Source organism: Psychrobacter sp. NZS113, assembly GCF_015864825.1.
In the GTDB taxonomy this organism is placed as follows: Bacteria; Pseudomonadota; Gammaproteobacteria; order Pseudomonadales; family Moraxellaceae; genus Psychrobacter.
This window is the reverse complement of sequence record NZ_JADYWL010000003.1, coordinates 223,282-239,673: the sequence shown is the minus strand read 5'-3', so window position 1 is coordinate 239,673 and position 16,392 is coordinate 223,282. Positions and strand designations below refer to the sequence as shown.

General features: G+C 40.9%; 16 protein-coding genes. 8 read left to right on the top strand and 8 right to left on the bottom strand.

Annotated elements, in window-relative coordinates; all coding sequences use genetic code 11:
• Positions 1–43 precede the first annotated feature (43 nt).
• From I6E61_RS06015 to I6E61_RS05995, 5 genes are all read left to right on the top strand, one after another.
• Positions 44–274 carry a hypothetical protein gene (locus I6E61_RS06015; protein WP_197131425.1) on the top strand — a complete coding sequence of 77 codons (231 nt, stop codon included), beginning with the start codon at positions 44–46 and terminating at the stop codon, positions 272–274.
• A gap of 69 nt (positions 275–343) precedes the next feature.
• Positions 344–556, top strand: a complete 213-nt coding sequence (locus I6E61_RS06010; protein ID WP_197131422.1) for an AlpA family transcriptional regulator — start codon at positions 344–346, stop codon at positions 554–556.
• A 23-nt stretch (positions 557–579) separates the two neighbouring features.
• Positions 580–783 (top strand): hypothetical protein, encoded by a 204-nt coding sequence (locus I6E61_RS06005; RefSeq protein ID WP_197131419.1) that lies wholly within the window; start codon positions 580–582, stop codon positions 781–783.
• A gap of 648 nt (positions 784–1,431) precedes the next feature.
• Positions 1,432–1,923: a DUF2280 domain-containing protein gene (locus I6E61_RS06000; RefSeq protein WP_197131415.1), complete on the top strand. Its 492-nt coding sequence runs from the start codon at positions 1,432–1,434 to the stop codon at positions 1,921–1,923.
• A 676-nt stretch (positions 1,924–2,599) separates the two neighbouring features.
• On the top strand, positions 2,600–2,794 hold the full coding sequence (locus I6E61_RS05995; RefSeq protein WP_197131412.1) for a hypothetical protein: 195 nt from the start codon (positions 2,600–2,602) through the stop codon (positions 2,792–2,794).
• Positions 2,795–3,374: 580 nt separating this feature from the next.
• Here I6E61_RS05995 and I6E61_RS05990 read toward each other — a convergent pair.
• The gene (locus tag I6E61_RS05990) at positions 3,375–4,274 is read right to left on the bottom strand and encodes a hypothetical protein (RefSeq protein ID WP_197131409.1); all 900 of its coding nucleotides are present in this window, start codon (positions 4,272–4,274) and stop codon (positions 3,375–3,377) included.
• Between the two features lie 43 nt (positions 4,275–4,317).
• Positions 4,318–4,920: a hypothetical protein gene (locus tag I6E61_RS05985; protein ID WP_197131406.1), complete on the bottom strand. Its 603-nt coding sequence runs from the start codon at positions 4,918–4,920 to the stop codon at positions 4,318–4,320.
• Between the two features lie 675 nt (positions 4,921–5,595).
• Between I6E61_RS05985 and I6E61_RS05980 the strand changes: the two genes are divergently transcribed.
• Together I6E61_RS05980 and I6E61_RS05975 are read left to right on the top strand one after the other, a co-directional pair.
• Positions 5,596–7,227: a long-chain fatty acid--CoA ligase gene (locus I6E61_RS05980; protein WP_197131403.1), complete on the top strand. Its 1,632-nt coding sequence runs from the start codon at positions 5,596–5,598 to the stop codon at positions 7,225–7,227.
• 260 nt (positions 7,228–7,487) lie between these two features.
• Entirely contained in the window at positions 7,488–7,661 is a 174-nt protein-coding gene (locus tag I6E61_RS05975; RefSeq protein ID WP_197131400.1) for a hypothetical protein, read from the top strand.
• A gap of 623 nt (positions 7,662–8,284) precedes the next feature.
• Here the strand turns inward: I6E61_RS05975 and I6E61_RS05970 are convergent.
• Positions 8,285–9,082, bottom strand: a complete 798-nt coding sequence (locus tag I6E61_RS05970; RefSeq protein WP_197131398.1) for an enoyl-CoA hydratase/isomerase family protein — start codon at positions 9,080–9,082, stop codon at positions 8,285–8,287.
• Between the two features lie 317 nt (positions 9,083–9,399).
• On the opposite strand from I6E61_RS05970, the gene I6E61_RS05965 reads away from it, so the two are divergent.
• Positions 9,400–10,212: an alpha/beta fold hydrolase gene (locus tag I6E61_RS05965; RefSeq protein WP_194197234.1), complete on the top strand. Its 813-nt coding sequence runs from the start codon at positions 9,400–9,402 to the stop codon at positions 10,210–10,212.
• Positions 10,213–10,415: 203 nt separating this feature from the next.
• Here I6E61_RS05965 and I6E61_RS05960 read toward each other — a convergent pair whose 3' ends face one another.
• The 5 genes from I6E61_RS05960 to I6E61_RS05940 form a co-directional block, all read right to left on the bottom strand.
• A complete protein-coding gene (locus I6E61_RS05960) occupies positions 10,416–11,480 on the bottom strand; it encodes an HpcH/HpaI aldolase/citrate lyase family protein (protein WP_197131394.1) in 1,065 nt (354 codons plus the stop codon).
• A gap of 170 nt (positions 11,481–11,650) precedes the next feature.
• The gene (locus I6E61_RS05955; protein ID WP_197131391.1) at positions 11,651–12,832 is read right to left on the bottom strand and encodes a cysteine protease StiP domain-containing protein; all 1,182 of its coding nucleotides are present in this window, start codon (positions 12,830–12,832) and stop codon (positions 11,651–11,653) included.
• A 64-nt stretch (positions 12,833–12,896) separates the two neighbouring features.
• Positions 12,897–13,730: an HAD hydrolase family protein gene (locus I6E61_RS05950; RefSeq protein ID WP_197131388.1), complete on the bottom strand. Its 834-nt coding sequence runs from the start codon at positions 13,728–13,730 to the stop codon at positions 12,897–12,899.
• Positions 13,731–13,771: 41 nt separating this feature from the next.
• Positions 13,772–15,067 carry a phosphoribosyltransferase domain-containing protein gene (locus I6E61_RS05945; protein ID WP_197131385.1) on the bottom strand — a complete coding sequence of 432 codons (1,296 nt, stop codon included), beginning with the start codon at positions 15,065–15,067 and terminating at the stop codon, positions 13,772–13,774.
• Positions 15,057–16,379: an NYN domain-containing protein gene (locus I6E61_RS05940; RefSeq protein WP_197131382.1), complete on the bottom strand. Its 1,323-nt coding sequence runs from the start codon at positions 16,377–16,379 to the stop codon at positions 15,057–15,059. Before I6E61_RS05940 ends, I6E61_RS05945 begins: the two co-directional genes overlap by 11 nt.
• Positions 16,380–16,392: the final 13 nt, after the last annotated feature.

Sequence of the window (16,392 nt, the reverse complement as noted above, 5' to 3'; positions counted from 1 at the left end):
CCCACTGAGTGAACGTGCAAACAACGACAAAGCGAGCGACGATATGACTATAGGAAACCCACAAGGCAGCGACTTCACTAAGATGCTGTTTAAACACGACTTCAAAGACATTCTTTGTTCAGTTAGCACTACCAGTGATAACGATGCTATGCGTGACATTTGTAGTAAGCGAATAGTATCTTATGATGGCAATGCTTTCACAGATCAGGATGGTCGCAAGTGGAAGTACGCAGTGCCAATAAAAGTAAGCCGGTTAACTCAGCAAGATTTATAAATGAGTTGTGATGAAATAAGGTTCATCATAGTGATGAACCTGCAAACAGATTATTAAGCGAGGTGACAGGTGATTGAGAAAAATGAACAAACCGAAGGGTTGAACCCAGATGGATTTACCACCCTGGCAGGTGTCGCAAAACTGTACGATGTAAGTACAAGCACATTGAGGCGCTATTGGGATAAAGGAGAGTTTCCAAAGCCGGTCATCTTATTTAGTAAGAATTATTTTAAGAATAGTGATTTGCTGGAATTTAACAGAAGACTTAGCAATAACCCTTGAATGAGATGTGTGAAATAACCGCCATGTATAAATCAGATCAAGCAAGATACGCAATCAAAGATATTGACCCTAGCATCAATACTGACTGGTTGGAGATGCTTACAGTCGATACGGACAGGGTGGAGCTGACCAAAGATGATAATGCACAGATGACCAAGTCATTCATTAGAGGGTTGATGGCAGCCAAGGCAGTTGGTATTGAGTTGCTGGACGACTTAAATCTGTAGCAGTTGCCTTCATCCATCATCATACGCTTAGATTATTGACAGGACATTGACGGATTAGCAAGGCGCAATAGCGTGCAGGCAGGTGAAAGCCCTTACGCCTAACGATTGCAGCCACTTGCGACCAGTTTCAGCTACTCTATGCTGTCAATAAAAAGAACTGTTAAAACACAAGGTAGATGGGCTCAAAATTGAGCGAATCAGGACGTAAAGTTATAGGTATAACGGAAATCGTGACACCCATTACAGCATGTTGGAAATGTTGAGGTTGGCATAAGTTGCTGATACTGAGAATTGTTGAAGAAAGTTGAACCGTGAATTACTAAAAAATACTAATTTTACACTTGAGGATGTTATCAAATGTTATGGTTCAAATGCTTTCTGCAGCAAGCTAAAAGAGTATAGAAAAGTATATCGATGTTTATAAATGTTTATCGGGAAATGGGTTTTGATTTGCTGACACGTTGGATGGCTTAAGATAGCCATCACCATTTTGATCACAGTTGATATGCAAAATATTTTTGCGCTCAACCTGTTATTAATTGTTATGGTTGGAAATAATTTAAAGCCAGCCAAAAAAGTATAATAAAGCACAACAATGAATGTAAGCTAAGCGCCATTTAGGTTTACTTAGAGATACGAGGAGGCATTATGGCAGCACTGAGTACTAAGGTTAAAGCCTATATCGTGAGAGGGCTCGCCACCTATATGACTCCCTCCGAAGTTGTTGATGCCGTCAATCAAGAATTTGACGGATTGAAAGTTACAAGACAGCAGGTTGCAAAGTATGATCCTGAGAAAGCGTCCGGAGTTAATTTGTCTGATAAGTGGCAACAGCTATTCGTAAAGCATCGCAAAGACTTCAACGATGAAATCAACTCTATACCAATTGCCAATAAGGCTTACAGGTTAAAGATGCTTGATAATATGGCGCGAGGGGCACTGGAGTCTAAAAACAGGCCGTTAGCAGCGAAACTATTAGAACAGGCAGCCAAGGAAGTAGGCGAGGCGTTCACCAACAAGCATAAGGTTAACCACGCTTTACAGGGCATCGTAAACCCAACGACACCCAAGCCAACAGTGGTTAGATTTACTGCCCCTGCATTATCTCGCCACGTTGCTAGGGCTATTAGCAAATCTTAGTCCTAGTACTTGGCACTCCCCGAGTTTGGGGGGTGGGTCTTGCTTGGATTTCAAATCTGACCAAGGTGCAACTATCTAGATTAGAAGGCATAAACTACGGGGTTTACGACATGATGGCGAATACCTAGGTCGTTAGGAGGTATTAGCGGCGCAGTCCACCTTTCATCGCCGTGGTAAGGGTTTACCGCTACAGTAAACTTCAGGTTACAACTTCTTATAAAACCTTATACTCAAATCATTAACAATCATTAACATTGAAAGGTTTTATCCAATGTCTACCAGTGATGGAAGTTAAATAAATCAATCACTTAGACCAAACCACCACTGGTGAATGGGATTAAGTCAGCTAACGGCGTAGCAACTCAGCTCTATTTATTCTCAGGTAAGCAAGATTGCCTGTTGTTAAATGTTGTTATTCAAAACCCTTGCAGCTCGCGGAATTACTGAACAATCCCCATTGGGGGGTGTGCTAAAAAATAGCATACCCCAAACCTACGGCAGCTTTTGTACTCAGTGGCAGAAGCAACGACTTTTGATAAGGCAAGAAGTAGAATGATCTTGCCAGCATTTTAAATGTCACCAAGATTTTGATACCTTTCATCTGCATTAGTCGTTTGCATATCAAACCGAGATGCTCAAAAGGTATTACAATTTAACTGACCTAGGAACCATTCACATGAAAGGTATTTATTACACGACTCAAGATATTAAGCAGATATTCCAATGGCGATCAGATGACACATTGGCCCAACGTAGAAAATCAGGTTTTTTACCTGAGCCGGATATTAAGGGCCGGCCTAATAAATGGCTTAAAGTTAAAATTGACGCTATCGTTGGTATTGATACTGATCCGAAAATAAAAGGTGAATGACATACAGGAGGAATACGCGCCATCTTGCCTGCATTTGAAATGCTAGCAAGGGAGGTATTTAGAATGCGGCCCTTGGTTTGGTAGAAATGTCCCATGAAGGCTGGCACGTTACACGGTAACGCCGATATAAGCCCTTTATTATCAGGGTTCCGCATTTGAAATGCGGAATAGGTACGTCCATCCTCACATTGAGGATAGATAAACAACTTCCACCAATGGCGGAAGTTAATTTAAATCAATAACTTACCTTTACCCCTGCTCAAATTTGGGTAGGGGTAATCGCTTCCAAGCTATCAGCAATAAATTAGCCTAGGCAAACTTATTGCGGCTGTAATAGATGATAGACGAGCAAATCCGACCCTTCCTCAAAAGTCGGGAGGGTTCACCATGATGGTTAATGGTAACTTAACCCCCTCAAATTGAGGATGTCTGAAGCGACTAAGCCATGCTCAAAGTTGAGCAAGGGTGGCAAGTTGATAGCACTGTCCAACTTTGGATAGTGATACCAGGCTCATCATGACGATGAACGCTTTAGTTAATTGGCCAATAAAAAACCCACCGGCTAAATGGTGGGTTTTGTTTAACCTCTATAACCTCGCACTGTGCAACGGCAACCTTCTATAGGCTCAAGGAAATGCTGATCAAAGGCGCGGTCCAAATCGCCATTTAATATTTTAAACCCTTTATTGTTGATATCTAAGCAGGTCTGAGTGGTAAAGTTATCGTCAACCACATCAAACTGACCATCAGTAAAGTAGTTATCGGCTTTTAATTTATTGAGAGCGTCAATCCTATATTTCATAAGTGAAAACCATGATTTATAGTATTTTTCGTTATCCCATCTCTTATTATCAATTTTACAGAACTTGCCAGCTTCTATTTTGTACTGTTCATCTACCAACTTATAGATATCGCTGAATTTTTGCGACTTAAGTTTCTCTTCTAGATCATAAAGAAATTGCAACACATCCACATTGGCAAACTTAAAGCGCACTGGACCTGAAGCTAGTTTGTTGCCAGACACTGTGCCAAATAGCTCTTCCAATCTATGCTTTTGCTCATCGTTAAAAGTAGCTTGGTACCACCCCTGTAACCCAAAGAACTCAATCAAGCCGCCAGTGATGTTTTTATCGATTGCATATGTTTCAGTTGGCGGTAACTCAGGCGGTAGTTTAGGTTCTATTTTAGGTTGCTGCTTCCAGTAATCCGACTCATCCATTAAAGACCCACTACTTTTTTTATCTTGTTGTCTTAGCGACTCTTCTTGGCGCTTTATTGCTTGCTGAGCTGCCGGTGAGCTTAATGGCATAATAGATGGACTACTGCAAGTTCGGCATCTTTTATTTTTCCCGCGCCAGATTTCATAAATGACAGCTGGGAAAAAGGCGAACCAAACTAATATTAACGTAATAATTATACTGCCAGCTCTTTTGGGGGCCGTTGTTGATCCGCAGTTACTGCAATAAACTTGTTGTGCCATATTATTCACCAGAAGTTGATTCAATCAATGAAAGTAATTCAAGCTAATCAGTACACTTTTTAATTATTAGGTAATACTGTTCTTGAGCTTTATAAACCTCCATCATATCTCCTGAAATATCAGCTTTAGAGTCAGACATAAACTTTAAATACATGGTTATTTCAGATTCCATAGCTGCCATCAGGTTGGCTTGTGCTCTTGTGAGGCAAGGTGTAACACTGAGTTTATCTACTTCACGCTTTATCGATTGCATGTCCTTAACCACTGCTGGCAAAGCTATTCTAGATGTTCTGCTTGCAATGGCGCTAGCGTCAGTCCATCTACCCATAATCTCATCAAGCTTAGCCCTATCTTCTTTCTCAAAATTAATATTTTGGTATTCAATATCTGGCTGTGGTTCAGATTCTTTAGCTGCGATTATCTGCTGTGCTTTTTCAGGCATTGCTTCAAACTCTAACTGCTGCTGCTGGATTTTTGCCTGTTTTACCTTGTCATTTTCGGCTTGAGCAAGATCGGCACGCAAAGCCTCGGTTTCAGAAGTTCGATCCGCTATCTTTCTAGCAGATTGGGCGCTATTGTAATAGTTAAAGCCAATAATGCTTAAAAGCAATATGACAGCTATAATTATTATTTTCTTAATTTCCATTACACACCATCAGCCAATTTTATATTTACCCAACTTTAACCGATTAGTGAGATTTGAGCAACATCGTTGAGCACCTATAAGCTACGTCAAGCTATTAAGTGTCAATGCAGTTTTTTATATTTATAGTTGGTAATATATTGGAGTCATAATATGGAATGCTTGACGTACATAGCCACCACAGATGCAAGTATAGTAGATGGGTATTAATAATAGAGAATGAACTTGAATTTGAGCGAGTAGGGTAAAATGCTCATATTTAATTACAAAATATTATTGAGCTGATACGGTAGAGTTAGAGGTATTCGATGACGAAAAACGATTGTTGGTATTATGGTTGGTATCGTCTGTTTTAATTTTATTAATAACGTTTGTTATCAATAACTTGAATTGATAGTTTAGTTTCCGCCATCTCCACCAAATATTAAAAATTCGATCACTCAATGTGGTCGGATTTTTTTTGTCTAAATTTTATGTGTTTCTATCTAAAATGACAATGAGCTACCGTTGAGAGCTGGAGTCTAGGAGAGCAAACATTATTTTTTCATCAATTGAGGTCATAATATTCGCTTGTTTTAACCAATAATTCTGATTATTCTTAATTGTGGCCTATTCGGAGTATCAGATGATATACCAATAAGAGTAAGCTGACGTTCAAACAACTACAGGGAATGTATTATGTTAGGAAAAATGATGTATCAGCCATTGCTGATCAGTGGTCTTATTGAACATGCTGCACGCTATCATGGTGATACAGCAGTCGTCTCCAAAGAAGTAGATGGACAGATAACGCATACTGACTGGCTTAGCGTGTCAAACAATTCAAAACGTTTGGCCAATGCGCTGGCTACACTTGGATTAAGGTCCTCAGAACGAATCGCTACGCTGGCTTGGAATAATCATCGTCACTTAGAAGCGTGGTATGCGATTTCGGGTAGTGGTATGGTTTGCCACACCATTAATCCTCGCTTATTCCCCGAACAGCTCAGCTATATTATCAACGATGCTGACGACCGCGTATTGTTCTTTGATGTGACCTTTTTGCCGTTGATTATGGCAATTAAGGAAGACATCAAAGGTGTTGAGCATTTTATTTGCTTGAGCGCTAGAAATGAGAAGGTCGTAGAGCAGTTACCGAATGTACTGTTCTTTGACGAGTTGCTAGCAGCGCATTCTCCTGATTTTGAGTGGCCTCAACTTGATGAGGCTACTGCCAGCTCCTTATGTTATACCTCAGGCACGACAGGCAATCCTAAAGGTATTTTATACACTCATCGCTCTTCTGTACTTCACGCAATGGCATTATGTATGCCTGACGTCTCAGCACTATCTGCGCAAGATGTTTTATTACCAGTAGTACCTATGTTTCATGTCAATGCATGGGGCACTCCTTATGCTGCTGCATTAACAGGTTGCTCTCTCATATTGCCTGGCCCCAATCTAGACGGTGACAGTCTGGTCTCTCTCATTGATGATTATCAGGTAACAGTTGCCTTAGGCGTTCCGACGATTTGGCAAAGCCTATTGACTGCCGCAAAGTCTAAAGGCAGTAAGCTTGAAAGTATGACGCGCACTATCGTTGGTGGCGCAGCGTGTCCACCGTCAGTTATCAAAACATTTAGAGAAGATTTCAACTGCGATGCGGTACATGGCTGGGGCATGACTGAAACCAGTCCGCTTGGGACGATGAATCAAATAAAAGCCAAGCATAAATCACTGAGTAAAGAAGAGATTAATGATTTACGCAAGTCTCAGGGTCGTCCGCCTTATGGCGTTCAGCTACGTCTGATAGACACTGACGAGCCATCCAAGCTTGTAAAAGAAGATGGTCTGTCTCAGGGTCGTTTGCAGATTAAGGGGCACTGGATTATCAATGATTATTACACAGAGAACCCGGACGCCATTACTGAAGACGGTTGGTTCGATACAGGTGATATTGCCACCATTGACGCAGATGGTTATATGAATATCCGTGATCGCTCAAAAGACTTGATAAAATCTGGTGGCGAATGGATATCTTCGGTAGAACTTGAGAACATCGCCGTCGCGCATCCGGAAATAAAAATCGCGGCGGCCATTGCGGCAAAGCATAAAAAGTGGGGCGAGCGTCCAATATTGATCGTTGTAAAAGAAGAAGATTCAGAAATCGATGAAGTGCAAGTACTGAGCTTTTATGAGGATAAAATAGCCAGTTGGCAGATACCAGATAAAGTTATTTTTGTAGAGAGTATATTGCTTAACGGTGCTGGAAAAATGGTGAAAAAGGATTTACGTGATGATCATGGCGATGCCTTATTGAATATATCGTAGTATATTTTGACGGCATAAATATATAAGGTGTTTAGTCAGTGAATTGGTATTGAGAAATGAATGTAATGATAAAGGGCTGACAGTCATAGACTGTTAGCCTTTTGTTTTTTTCAGGTATTGAATAATAAATAAGTTGATGTAAAGACACTATTTTAAGGTTTAGTATTCATCGACGGAAGTAGATTAAATAAAGATTGATAAAAGAACGTCACAGTAATATAGTTCGAATTTATATTATTCATTTTTTGAGGCTTCTATTTATGAAAACTTGGTCAGCATTTTTTATCTCTATATTTATGTTAGCGCCTGTCATGCAGGCAAATGCAAAGAATACGCCTTGTTCTGGCAAGATGGGTGGCATATCGCATTGCCAAGGTGCTAAGTTTGTCTGTAAAAACGGAAAAATCAGTCAGTCTAAAAAATCATGTAGCTAATAAATATTAGGGTCTGTTGAACATTCAAACATTAGGGCTGCTGATCGCTAAAAATGCACCAAACTAGGCGAAAATTGACGATAATGTCGAGACCTTAGCTAGGTTTTCAACAACGTTTGGGGTGGTTTTAGCATCAGCCTTTCAGGGCAGTACTCTTTTTTGCCAATAGATGGCGAAATTGTTTAACCTAGAATGACTAGGCATCAAAAATTTCACTGCATATTGTCTAAAAAATAGTGACTGCCAGCACCACGTTTGAATGTTCAACAGACCCTAATAGCTTAAAAAGATGATTGATATATAGATTGTTCTCTACAAATAAACTAAAAGCTGTTTAATGTAAGTGTTAACGATAAAAACTGCCATAACCTTTATTTTTCAATATCTTGAGACCATAAAAAATCCGATCACTGTATGTGGTCGGATTTTTTTATGGTGTAGTTCATTATCCCAAAGTTTTTCAATAATTAGTTTGTTATAGAAGTCAGGAACTGGTATTTCGACTTTATAGTTGATTCAGTCTAAAAGAGGTACAAGACAACCGAGTGCAGACGTATATGTGATACTTCAAGCGAGGTTAACGCTGTCACTCTTTTATAGAGAATTGACTATAGATAATAAAACTACTTACCTTGATAAACTGGCTTACGCTTTTCTACAAAGGCCGTGACACCTTCAATAAAGTCATCCGTTTTTGCCATCATAGTTTGTTGTTCAACTTCCATATCTAAGGCTTCATTTAACCCCATAAAAGCATGCACGTTGAGCATATGTTTCATTGAAGCCAATGCTTTACCTGGCAACTGACTTAAGCGGTTTGCTAATGCCTGTACGCTCGCGTCTAACTCATCGGCACCAACCACGCTATTTACTAGATTTAAGCGCGCCATATCTTCGGCTTTAAGCTTATCACCCAACATAACCAGTTCAGTAGTTTTAGCTGCGCCAACCAGCTGGTTTAGCAAATAGATACCGCCCGCATCTGGAATCAGGCCAATATTGACAAAGGCTTGTACAAATTTGGCATTATCAGCCGCAATACGGAAATCACAAGTTAAGGCTAAGTTCATGCCTGCGCCAGCTACTGCACCTTCTAACTTGGCAATAATAGGTTTATGAATATTACGCAACTTTAAGCTGACTTCTCCAGCACCTTCTACCATACCTTTTAGCTTGCTTGAAATAATGTCTTTATCTAGACCTTCAGACAGCATTTCTTTGATATCGCCGCCGCTAGAAAAATTGCCACCTGCACCTTGTAAGATAATGACACGCACTTGGTCATCGGCATCGGCCTCACCAAGCGCTTTCAACACACCATTTTTTAGAGGCGTACCAAAAGCATTTAGGCTTTTTGGGTCATTGAATGTAATGGTAGCAATATGCTGTTCGACTTGATAATCGACTAAAGGCTGCGACATGTTATCTATCCTTGTATAAGTTTTTATAAGTATCTTATGGTCGATCACATATAAGCCAGATACGCAAAATCTACGTTTTGTAGTCCTTTCACTAGCCTTACTTATATCTGAATTATATTGAACTGACGATGTAGACAGCATATTACTATAGCAGTTTGGCATGATTATAAAAGTAGGTTTTGTGGGCGCTCAAGACACATCGAAATTGGATAGGTTATGCTAAAATGCCAAAAGCTGTGTCAGGGAATTATTTATAAAGATGCTAGAATCCTGAGGGATATATTAGCCTCTCTTATCTATCAAACAAGGAAGTTATTATGCCAGTCATTAAAATCAATGATGCAGATATTTATTATGAAGACAGTGCACCAAATGATGTGCAAAAGCCGGTCATGGTATTTGCACATGGTCTGCTGTGGAGTACGCAAATATATGACGAACAAGTCAAACATTTCCAAGCAGACTATCGCTGTATTGCTTTTGACTTCCGTGGGCAAGGTCAATCGCAAATTACCAAGTCTGGCTATGATATGGATGCGCTCACAGAGGATACACTTGGCCTGATTGCTGCGCTTGGCATTGATAAATGTCACTTTGTAGGATTGTCTATGGGTGGTTTTGTCGCTCAGCGAGTTGCAATTAAGCGTCCTGATTTACTGCTATCGCTTACCTTATTAGCAACGTCTGCTGATCCTGAAGATCCTAAAAATATGCCGCAGTATCGTAAACTTGTCCAAGCCATTCGTTGGTTGGGTAGCAAGCGTGTGAGTAATAAACTCATGCCTATTATGTTTGGCAATACTTTTTTGGCAGACAAGCTGCGTAAAGTGGAACGCAAACAATGGCTCACGATGCTACAAGGCAATCGTAAAGGTGGTGTGATTAAGGCAACAATGGGTGTGATTGAGCGTAAAGGCATCTATGAGCAGCTCGGTGATATCACAACACCCACATTAATTATCGTTGGTGATGAAGATGTAGCGACCCCATATGCAAAGGCTGAGCGCATGCATTTTGCGATTGCAGGATCAAAGCTAGCAATTATTAAAGGTGCGGGTCATACATCATCTGTAGAAGAGCCAGAGCAAGTAAACCGAGTCATGAGTCAGTTTTTAGAAAACTGTGTGTAGTCAGTGAACTATTAAACTGCTACGGCGTTATCCTTCTTAAATGTACTACTCGTACAATTTGCAGTCAGCTGCCTTGTACCCATTGTAGAGTTCTTTGACTATAGTGTATTAAAGCCTCATTCTTAGGGTTAAACTTAGCATAAAAAAGCCGCTATCAAATGATGATAGCGGCTTTTTTGTGACATACATTAACTATCTGATAGCTACATTCGAGAGCTGTATTCACTACTGCCATCATCAATAGTCCCAAACACTTCGGCACGATTCACGACCTCAGTCGCCCAAGCACGATGCGTGGCTGGCTCTAACATGGTGTTGTTGTATTTGAATACCGCTTTGGCTTCGCTATGAAGAATCGCTTGTGCCTCATCCAAGGTGCTGAGTGGTACACAATATGCTTGCTGTACCAAAGCGATTTGGCTTGGATGAATGACAGTTTTGCCAACCAAACCTAAGCTAACATCATGAGTCAGTTCTTGCATAAACAGTGTTGGTTGATCCAAGTATTCAAACACAGGTGCCGTCAGATAAAAGCCATGTGGCACAAAGCAGCCAAGTAGCTGATAGGCTAAGGTGCCAATGGGTGTGTCATAGACAATACTGTGTTTAGGGCGCCTGAGACGCAGCGCGGCAAACAAGTCATTGCCACCGATACGCAGTGCAAATACTGGCTGGCTAAAAGCTTCTTTAAAACCGATAGCCAGCTCTTGATTGTGATGTGGATTGAATAAGGCGGCCGTCTCAAGCGTGGGCATTAATAGTTGCTCGGCACTTAGATTCTGACAAGCCATGCGCCAGTTGGATAAGCTATACATATCGACTTTTGGCATGACGAAACCATCGATGAGATCGATATGAGGGTAGTCCGCCAACTGCTGTAGCATCATCGGATTGCGTGGACGAATGAACACCAACGGACGAGTTGGATGTTGAGTTTTGATGTCTGCTTTTCTAGAGGGGTTATTGATACTATCGACATGCGTAGCCCATGTGTCGAGTAATACTTGCAAGCGATCAAGTGCTAAGTCGACATCGCTATGACTGACGGCATCCTCTAAACAAATAATAATACTGTTAATCGTAGGAAGCTTGTCGCGCTTGATGACTTGCCATATATCTTCCCGAGTTGCAGGCATATAAAGGCTAGCACCAAGCTGATAAGGATGATGTGTGTGTGGTTTAACCATCGCATGACGCTCAGTAAATAGATGAGCGTAAGACTGGGAATGGTTATAGAAGCTTGCTTCGTTGTGTGGCGTATCTGACATAGTTGGCATCATAAGTAGTGATAAGTAAGGAGTTATAAAAAATCGAAGTTATTATCAAGTGGCATGGCTCAAGGGTCATTACTTATCAACAGCTCTAAGTTCAATATCTCTAAATATAGACATTGAAATGTAGTTATTAAAATATAGCCATTAAAACTAAAAAATAGCCATTAGCTGTCTTTGGTGCGTTGCTTGATGAGAGTGATGGCTTGATAAGGCAGTATTTTATCACCTAATACACTGATAGCGATATCTCGTTGCGCACATAAATGTCTGAGCAGTATCGTATCTGGATGATCGGCTGTTGCTAGCAAAATACGTTCAGGATCACGGCGCAATATGGCCCTCGTTGCTTCTGCAATGGTCGGCTTGATTCGGTTGCGATTGGCAATAGCATAATCTGCTGCGAGCGTGTCGATTAAGTCAGCCGTTTGATAGCGGGGTTGTTTGTATAGTGACAAACATTGCAAAGAATCGGTCAGTGTACGACGTGCCGCATCGATGCGATCGACAAATGCTAAACTGTGATCTGACGCTACCAAGTTATCATAAAAAACACTACGATGCAGCCCTGATTGTGGCTCGGTATATAAGCTGCGTGATATGAGCCCTGACACGGTGCTGTTTAATAGCCCTGATGGAATCAACCAGTCTTCTTCGCTTGCCGCAAGCCAAGCGACGCCAGCCGGATCAGCAAGCGTCAATAATGGAATCACACCTTCACCCTGATGAAAGATATTCGCAAAATTTGAATGGCTAGGATTGCTAAATACCTCTAGGCTACGGGATAGCTCTTGGTAAATAGCGCCTTTTCCTGTCCAACCATCGACGAATACAATAGGGCTGTTTGGATGTGATTTTAATATTAATGCTAGGGCGACAGAATCTAAACCTCGGTCACGAATGATGCTAATACCATAATGTACGCTTGGCAATGTGTAATGGCTATCAGTATCTACCAATGCACGCTGTAACAGTACCCCAATCGGCAAACCTGCGCGCACTAAGCTGACCAAAACTAATGGTTGCTCAATATCAACGGTCGACTCAAAAGTACCCTGTAATGTATGAGCTAAGTTAGCGATATCAGTCGCAGTTCTGTTTGTTCCTTGCTCTAGCGCCTGATGATAGAGTCGCTCATGCATCGCTGTTGGTGCATTTTCTAACGTCAACATATCAGAATAGTGACGCTGGCCACTTTGGATAAGCGCTTCTTTTTGGCTGACAGGTACATCAGCTACGGCGTCTTTATCAACGATATCGAGTAGAACAGTCACATCACTGGCAAGGTAACTGCCTGAACCGTAACTTTGCAAATCGGCTATTTTTGTATTGAGGTTATTTGAAATCATGATAGCAATATTGTCACTCATTATAGAAAAAGGTGAGGGTCGTGAGAATGAATAACCTAGCCTATCACAAAGGCTGTAACTGCGATTGTAACTCTGAATGCAACTGGCCGTGATTGGGCATCCCATACCAGTCTAGTAGCTGTAGAAATGGCAAGTCCGCTAGGCTGTCACCAAAGCCAAAGCTAGGCCGCTGACTGTCTAAATGATGGTCTAATAAAAACTTTACAGCATGATGCTTATGCACGGCACGCGGCAATATCGCTAGATTATTTGCATTCACGTGTACATAAAAGTCTTGATCAAAATCACGTATTAACGTTGGCAACTTTTCAGCCAAATCTATCAATGCCTGATGGTTTTTGTGAGCATGTTTAATAGCCAGATAAATGGTTAATTCTGCATCAACAGAGCCATTATGAAAGCTATCGATATGCGGTGTAAATACGAGCTGACTGCCATCACTTTTGCTGTAATTGGCGAATACTTGACTCAGCTGATTTAGTTTATTCTGTAGTGGTGCAAGCTGGTCATGCATATGCTGCTGCCATTGAGCTTGTAGCTTGCCATCCTTGCTGAGAATAATCGCACCATGGGTTAAGACTTGCCAGCTGTCAAAAGGCAGCTTCACGCGTTTTATTTCACTACGGTCACGGGCAGTAACGACTACCAACTCAGTGCTCGCAAGCAGCCAATTAAATAGCGCCGCTTGACGTTGACTCATAAAGCTCAATGGCTCGTCTTGCTTATTGACGGTCGCACAAACCAATTGTTCAGGCTCCGTAGTGGGTAAGTCCCACGCGTCAATTTTGCGTTGAGTTTGGAATAGCGTGTCGTCTAAATCCATTAGCGCATAGGGTTTTACGATATTTGCATTAGGTTGAAAAAATGGGGTGGTCATAGAACCGTTCCTAAACGTTAAACAGAATGTTATATAGTAAATTAAGGCGTAGGACTAACCACCAATACATTATCCAAACCTTGCCACATGTCATCAACGCTATCGCTTGAGGTTTCTACACACAGCACAATTAAATCCCAATCGCTAGGCTCAACGTTATAGGCAAAATTGGTCATACCAAGTCCATAATTATCGCTAAAGCTTAGCATGGTGGTAATAGCACCACCCAGAGCAATGGGTGAGCGTGTCAAAGCGCTAAAGTTAACAGTTTTTTTAGAGTCTTGAACCTGACCTTCGAGCCATTCAGCCAACAAAAATGGCAGCCACACAAACTCATTACTACCTAATACCAGAATTCGCTCAGGTAACTGTTCTTTATCAAATGGTGTTTGATTACTAAAACTCGTCAATGCTGCTTGAAAATTCTCTAGATAGTTATCGAATCCATCCGTACTGTCTAGTGTTGGAAAACGTCCCCAATGGCCAGTGTTGCCCAACGACTGACTACCAGCGTCAGTGGTGTCGACTGATGGCATGATGATGGGTTCAGGATTGGGTGCATCCGTCCATTGCCAAGCGCCAGATAGTAGATGATGACGATGAAAGTCAATATTCGGCAAACGAGTAGATATGGTGTCGTCTATATCCGCTGCACCTTGATTCTGACTTAGAGACCAGTCAACCAACGTGGTGAGATGCACTTGCTCTAATTGGCTTAGCCCTGCATTGCGTAGTGCTGTGACGACATTGACGCAAGTGTTACCCGTTGACGCTTCGTCATCCACCATAATCAAAGTTTTACTGGCCAGTAGCTGCGCTTGCGTGATTTTATCAGAGCTTTGATAAATGAGATGCTGGCTAGCATGACTGTGGTCTTCGCTGAATGTGGTCAGCAACGTTTCACTGTTATCATCATTGTGTTGCGCATGACGCGTAGAATTCAATAATAAAGCATTAGGGTAACGCGTTTGCAATGCTTGATGAACGCCGGCCGATAAGCCAACGGCCGTCTCTGCCATGCCAATAACCAAAATCGGTTCAGGTAAATCGCTAGGCACTAAGTTTGCCAAATCCGTAAAAGCACTACGCATCGTACTAGGCGCTACCGGAATATGACGGCCTAAGACTTTTGACACAAATAAAAACGCACGTTTTGGATTGATACGCTGGGCAAACCCGAGTAAGTCTTCTAATTGATAGTTGTCATTTTTTTGCGAGTCATTTCTAGCAGCTGCTGGATTGATTTGATAAGTTAGATCAAGCGTACCACGAGGTAAAGCGATGCTGCGTTTGTAGGTTTTATTAGATGTCGTACTATTTTTAAAATCAGTTATCACTTAGTTCTACCCCATATTTTTCACAGAGATAACGTAGGTCGCCATCTATATTTTGATGTTTTGGCACAAACTGCCATTGATTGCCAGTTCGGTTTAACGTAAATAGTATTAGGCTTTTGCCTGATTTATTCTTTACGTCAAATTTGCCTGAGAATAATAATGTATTTTGCTGCTCATCAGTGATATTTAATTCAATATTGGTTTGCTGTGAGTCAGTCGCTAAGCTTTCCAGTTCACTTGATAGCACGAAGTTAAGTTGTTCAATGCTGGTAGGTTGGAGGTTTAGATCACAACTGAACTCAGATACTGATGTATTACTTTCGAGCTGCTGGTTTAGCTCGATTGAACCATCCTCGCTATGCGTTTGACCATAAAATATCATATCTTCATCACCGCGTACCTTTGCAGTGGGAGTCACTCTAAATAAGACGGCGTCGATAGTAGGTGCTGTTGATATTTTGACAAGAATAGGAGCAGCTGGGAACAGGTTAGAAGTTGGCTTAGTATTAATCGTTTTTTTATTAGCAGTTGTAGCGGCTGTTAATGCCTTCTGTATTTTAATCTTTGCCCACATGCCATTAGATTGCTTTCTAATATCATATAAACGCAATGCAATCATTAAATTAGAAAATTTATCATAGCCATACTTATCGAGTTTGATATCATTATGATTTTTGCTGAGCTCGCTGGCTATATAAGATAGATTCGACCAACCATTATGGGCATTAATATTTTCTTTGATTATTTTATTTAATAAGTTAATTAAGTGCGTTTGTGTTTGTAACTGTTTAGTCGTCCATTGTTTTGATGAATTATTATCAGGTGCTTTTTTAGGAGAAAGAGTTGTTTGCGTAGAATTGCTATTATTCTGATCGACCAATAAATCTTCTACATAAAAGAATTTATCACAAGCCTGCGAAAACGCGCTAACCGTATTACGTTTGCCAAAGCCAAATACTTTTACATGGTTTTTACGAATACGTAAAGCCAGTGAGGTAAAGTCACTATCACTTGATATGAGACAAAACCCATCGTAATTATTGCTATACAGCAAATCCATGGCTTCGATGACCATGCCTATATCAGTGGCATTTTTGCCTTTAACATAAGCAAACTGCTGCATAGGATCGATAGCATATTTGAGTAATGCTTCTTGCCAACTTTGAATATGAGCATTTCCCCAATCACCATATATTTTTTTGCAAGTGATATGACCAAGCTTTTCTATTTCTTGCAAAATATGGCCAATATTTTTTGCTGATGCATTATCAGCATCGATAAGTATGGCTATATTTTTGAGCTGAGCTGACATTTATATTTCCTAA

Coding starts and splice junctions, on each gene's coding strand:
- I6E61_RS06015 (WP_197131425.1), top strand. CDS start 44: ATGACTATAGGAAACCCACAAGGCAGCGACTTCACTAAGATGCTGTTT.
- I6E61_RS06005 (WP_197131419.1), top strand. CDS start 580: ATGTATAAATCAGATCAAGCAAGATACGCAATCAAAGATATTGACCCT.
- I6E61_RS06000 (WP_197131415.1), top strand. CDS start 1,432: ATGGCAGCACTGAGTACTAAGGTTAAAGCCTATATCGTGAGAGGGCTC.
- I6E61_RS05995 (WP_197131412.1), top strand. CDS start 2,600: ATGAAAGGTATTTATTACACGACTCAAGATATTAAGCAGATATTCCAA.
- I6E61_RS05990 (WP_197131409.1), bottom strand. CDS start 4,274: ATGGCACAACAAGTTTATTGCAGTAACTGCGGATCAACAACGGCCCCC.
- I6E61_RS05985 (WP_197131406.1), bottom strand. CDS start 4,920: ATGGAAATTAAGAAAATAATAATTATAGCTGTCATATTGCTTTTAAGC.
- I6E61_RS05980 (WP_197131403.1), top strand. CDS start 5,596: ATGTTAGGAAAAATGATGTATCAGCCATTGCTGATCAGTGGTCTTATT.
- I6E61_RS05975 (WP_197131400.1), top strand. CDS start 7,488: ATGAAAACTTGGTCAGCATTTTTTATCTCTATATTTATGTTAGCGCCT.
- I6E61_RS05970 (WP_197131398.1), bottom strand. CDS start 9,082: ATGTCGCAGCCTTTAGTCGATTATCAAGTCGAACAGCATATTGCTACC.
- I6E61_RS05965 (WP_194197234.1), top strand. CDS start 9,400: ATGCCAGTCATTAAAATCAATGATGCAGATATTTATTATGAAGACAGT.
- I6E61_RS05960 (WP_197131394.1), bottom strand. CDS start 11,480: ATGTCAGATACGCCACACAACGAAGCAAGCTTCTATAACCATTCCCAG.
- I6E61_RS05955 (WP_197131391.1), bottom strand. CDS start 12,832: ATGATTTCAAATAACCTCAATACAAAAATAGCCGATTTGCAAAGTTAC.
- I6E61_RS05950 (WP_197131388.1), bottom strand. CDS start 13,730: ATGACCACCCCATTTTTTCAACCTAATGCAAATATCGTAAAACCCTAT.
- I6E61_RS05940 (WP_197131382.1), bottom strand. CDS start 16,379: ATGTCAGCTCAGCTCAAAAATATAGCCATACTTATCGATGCTGATAAT.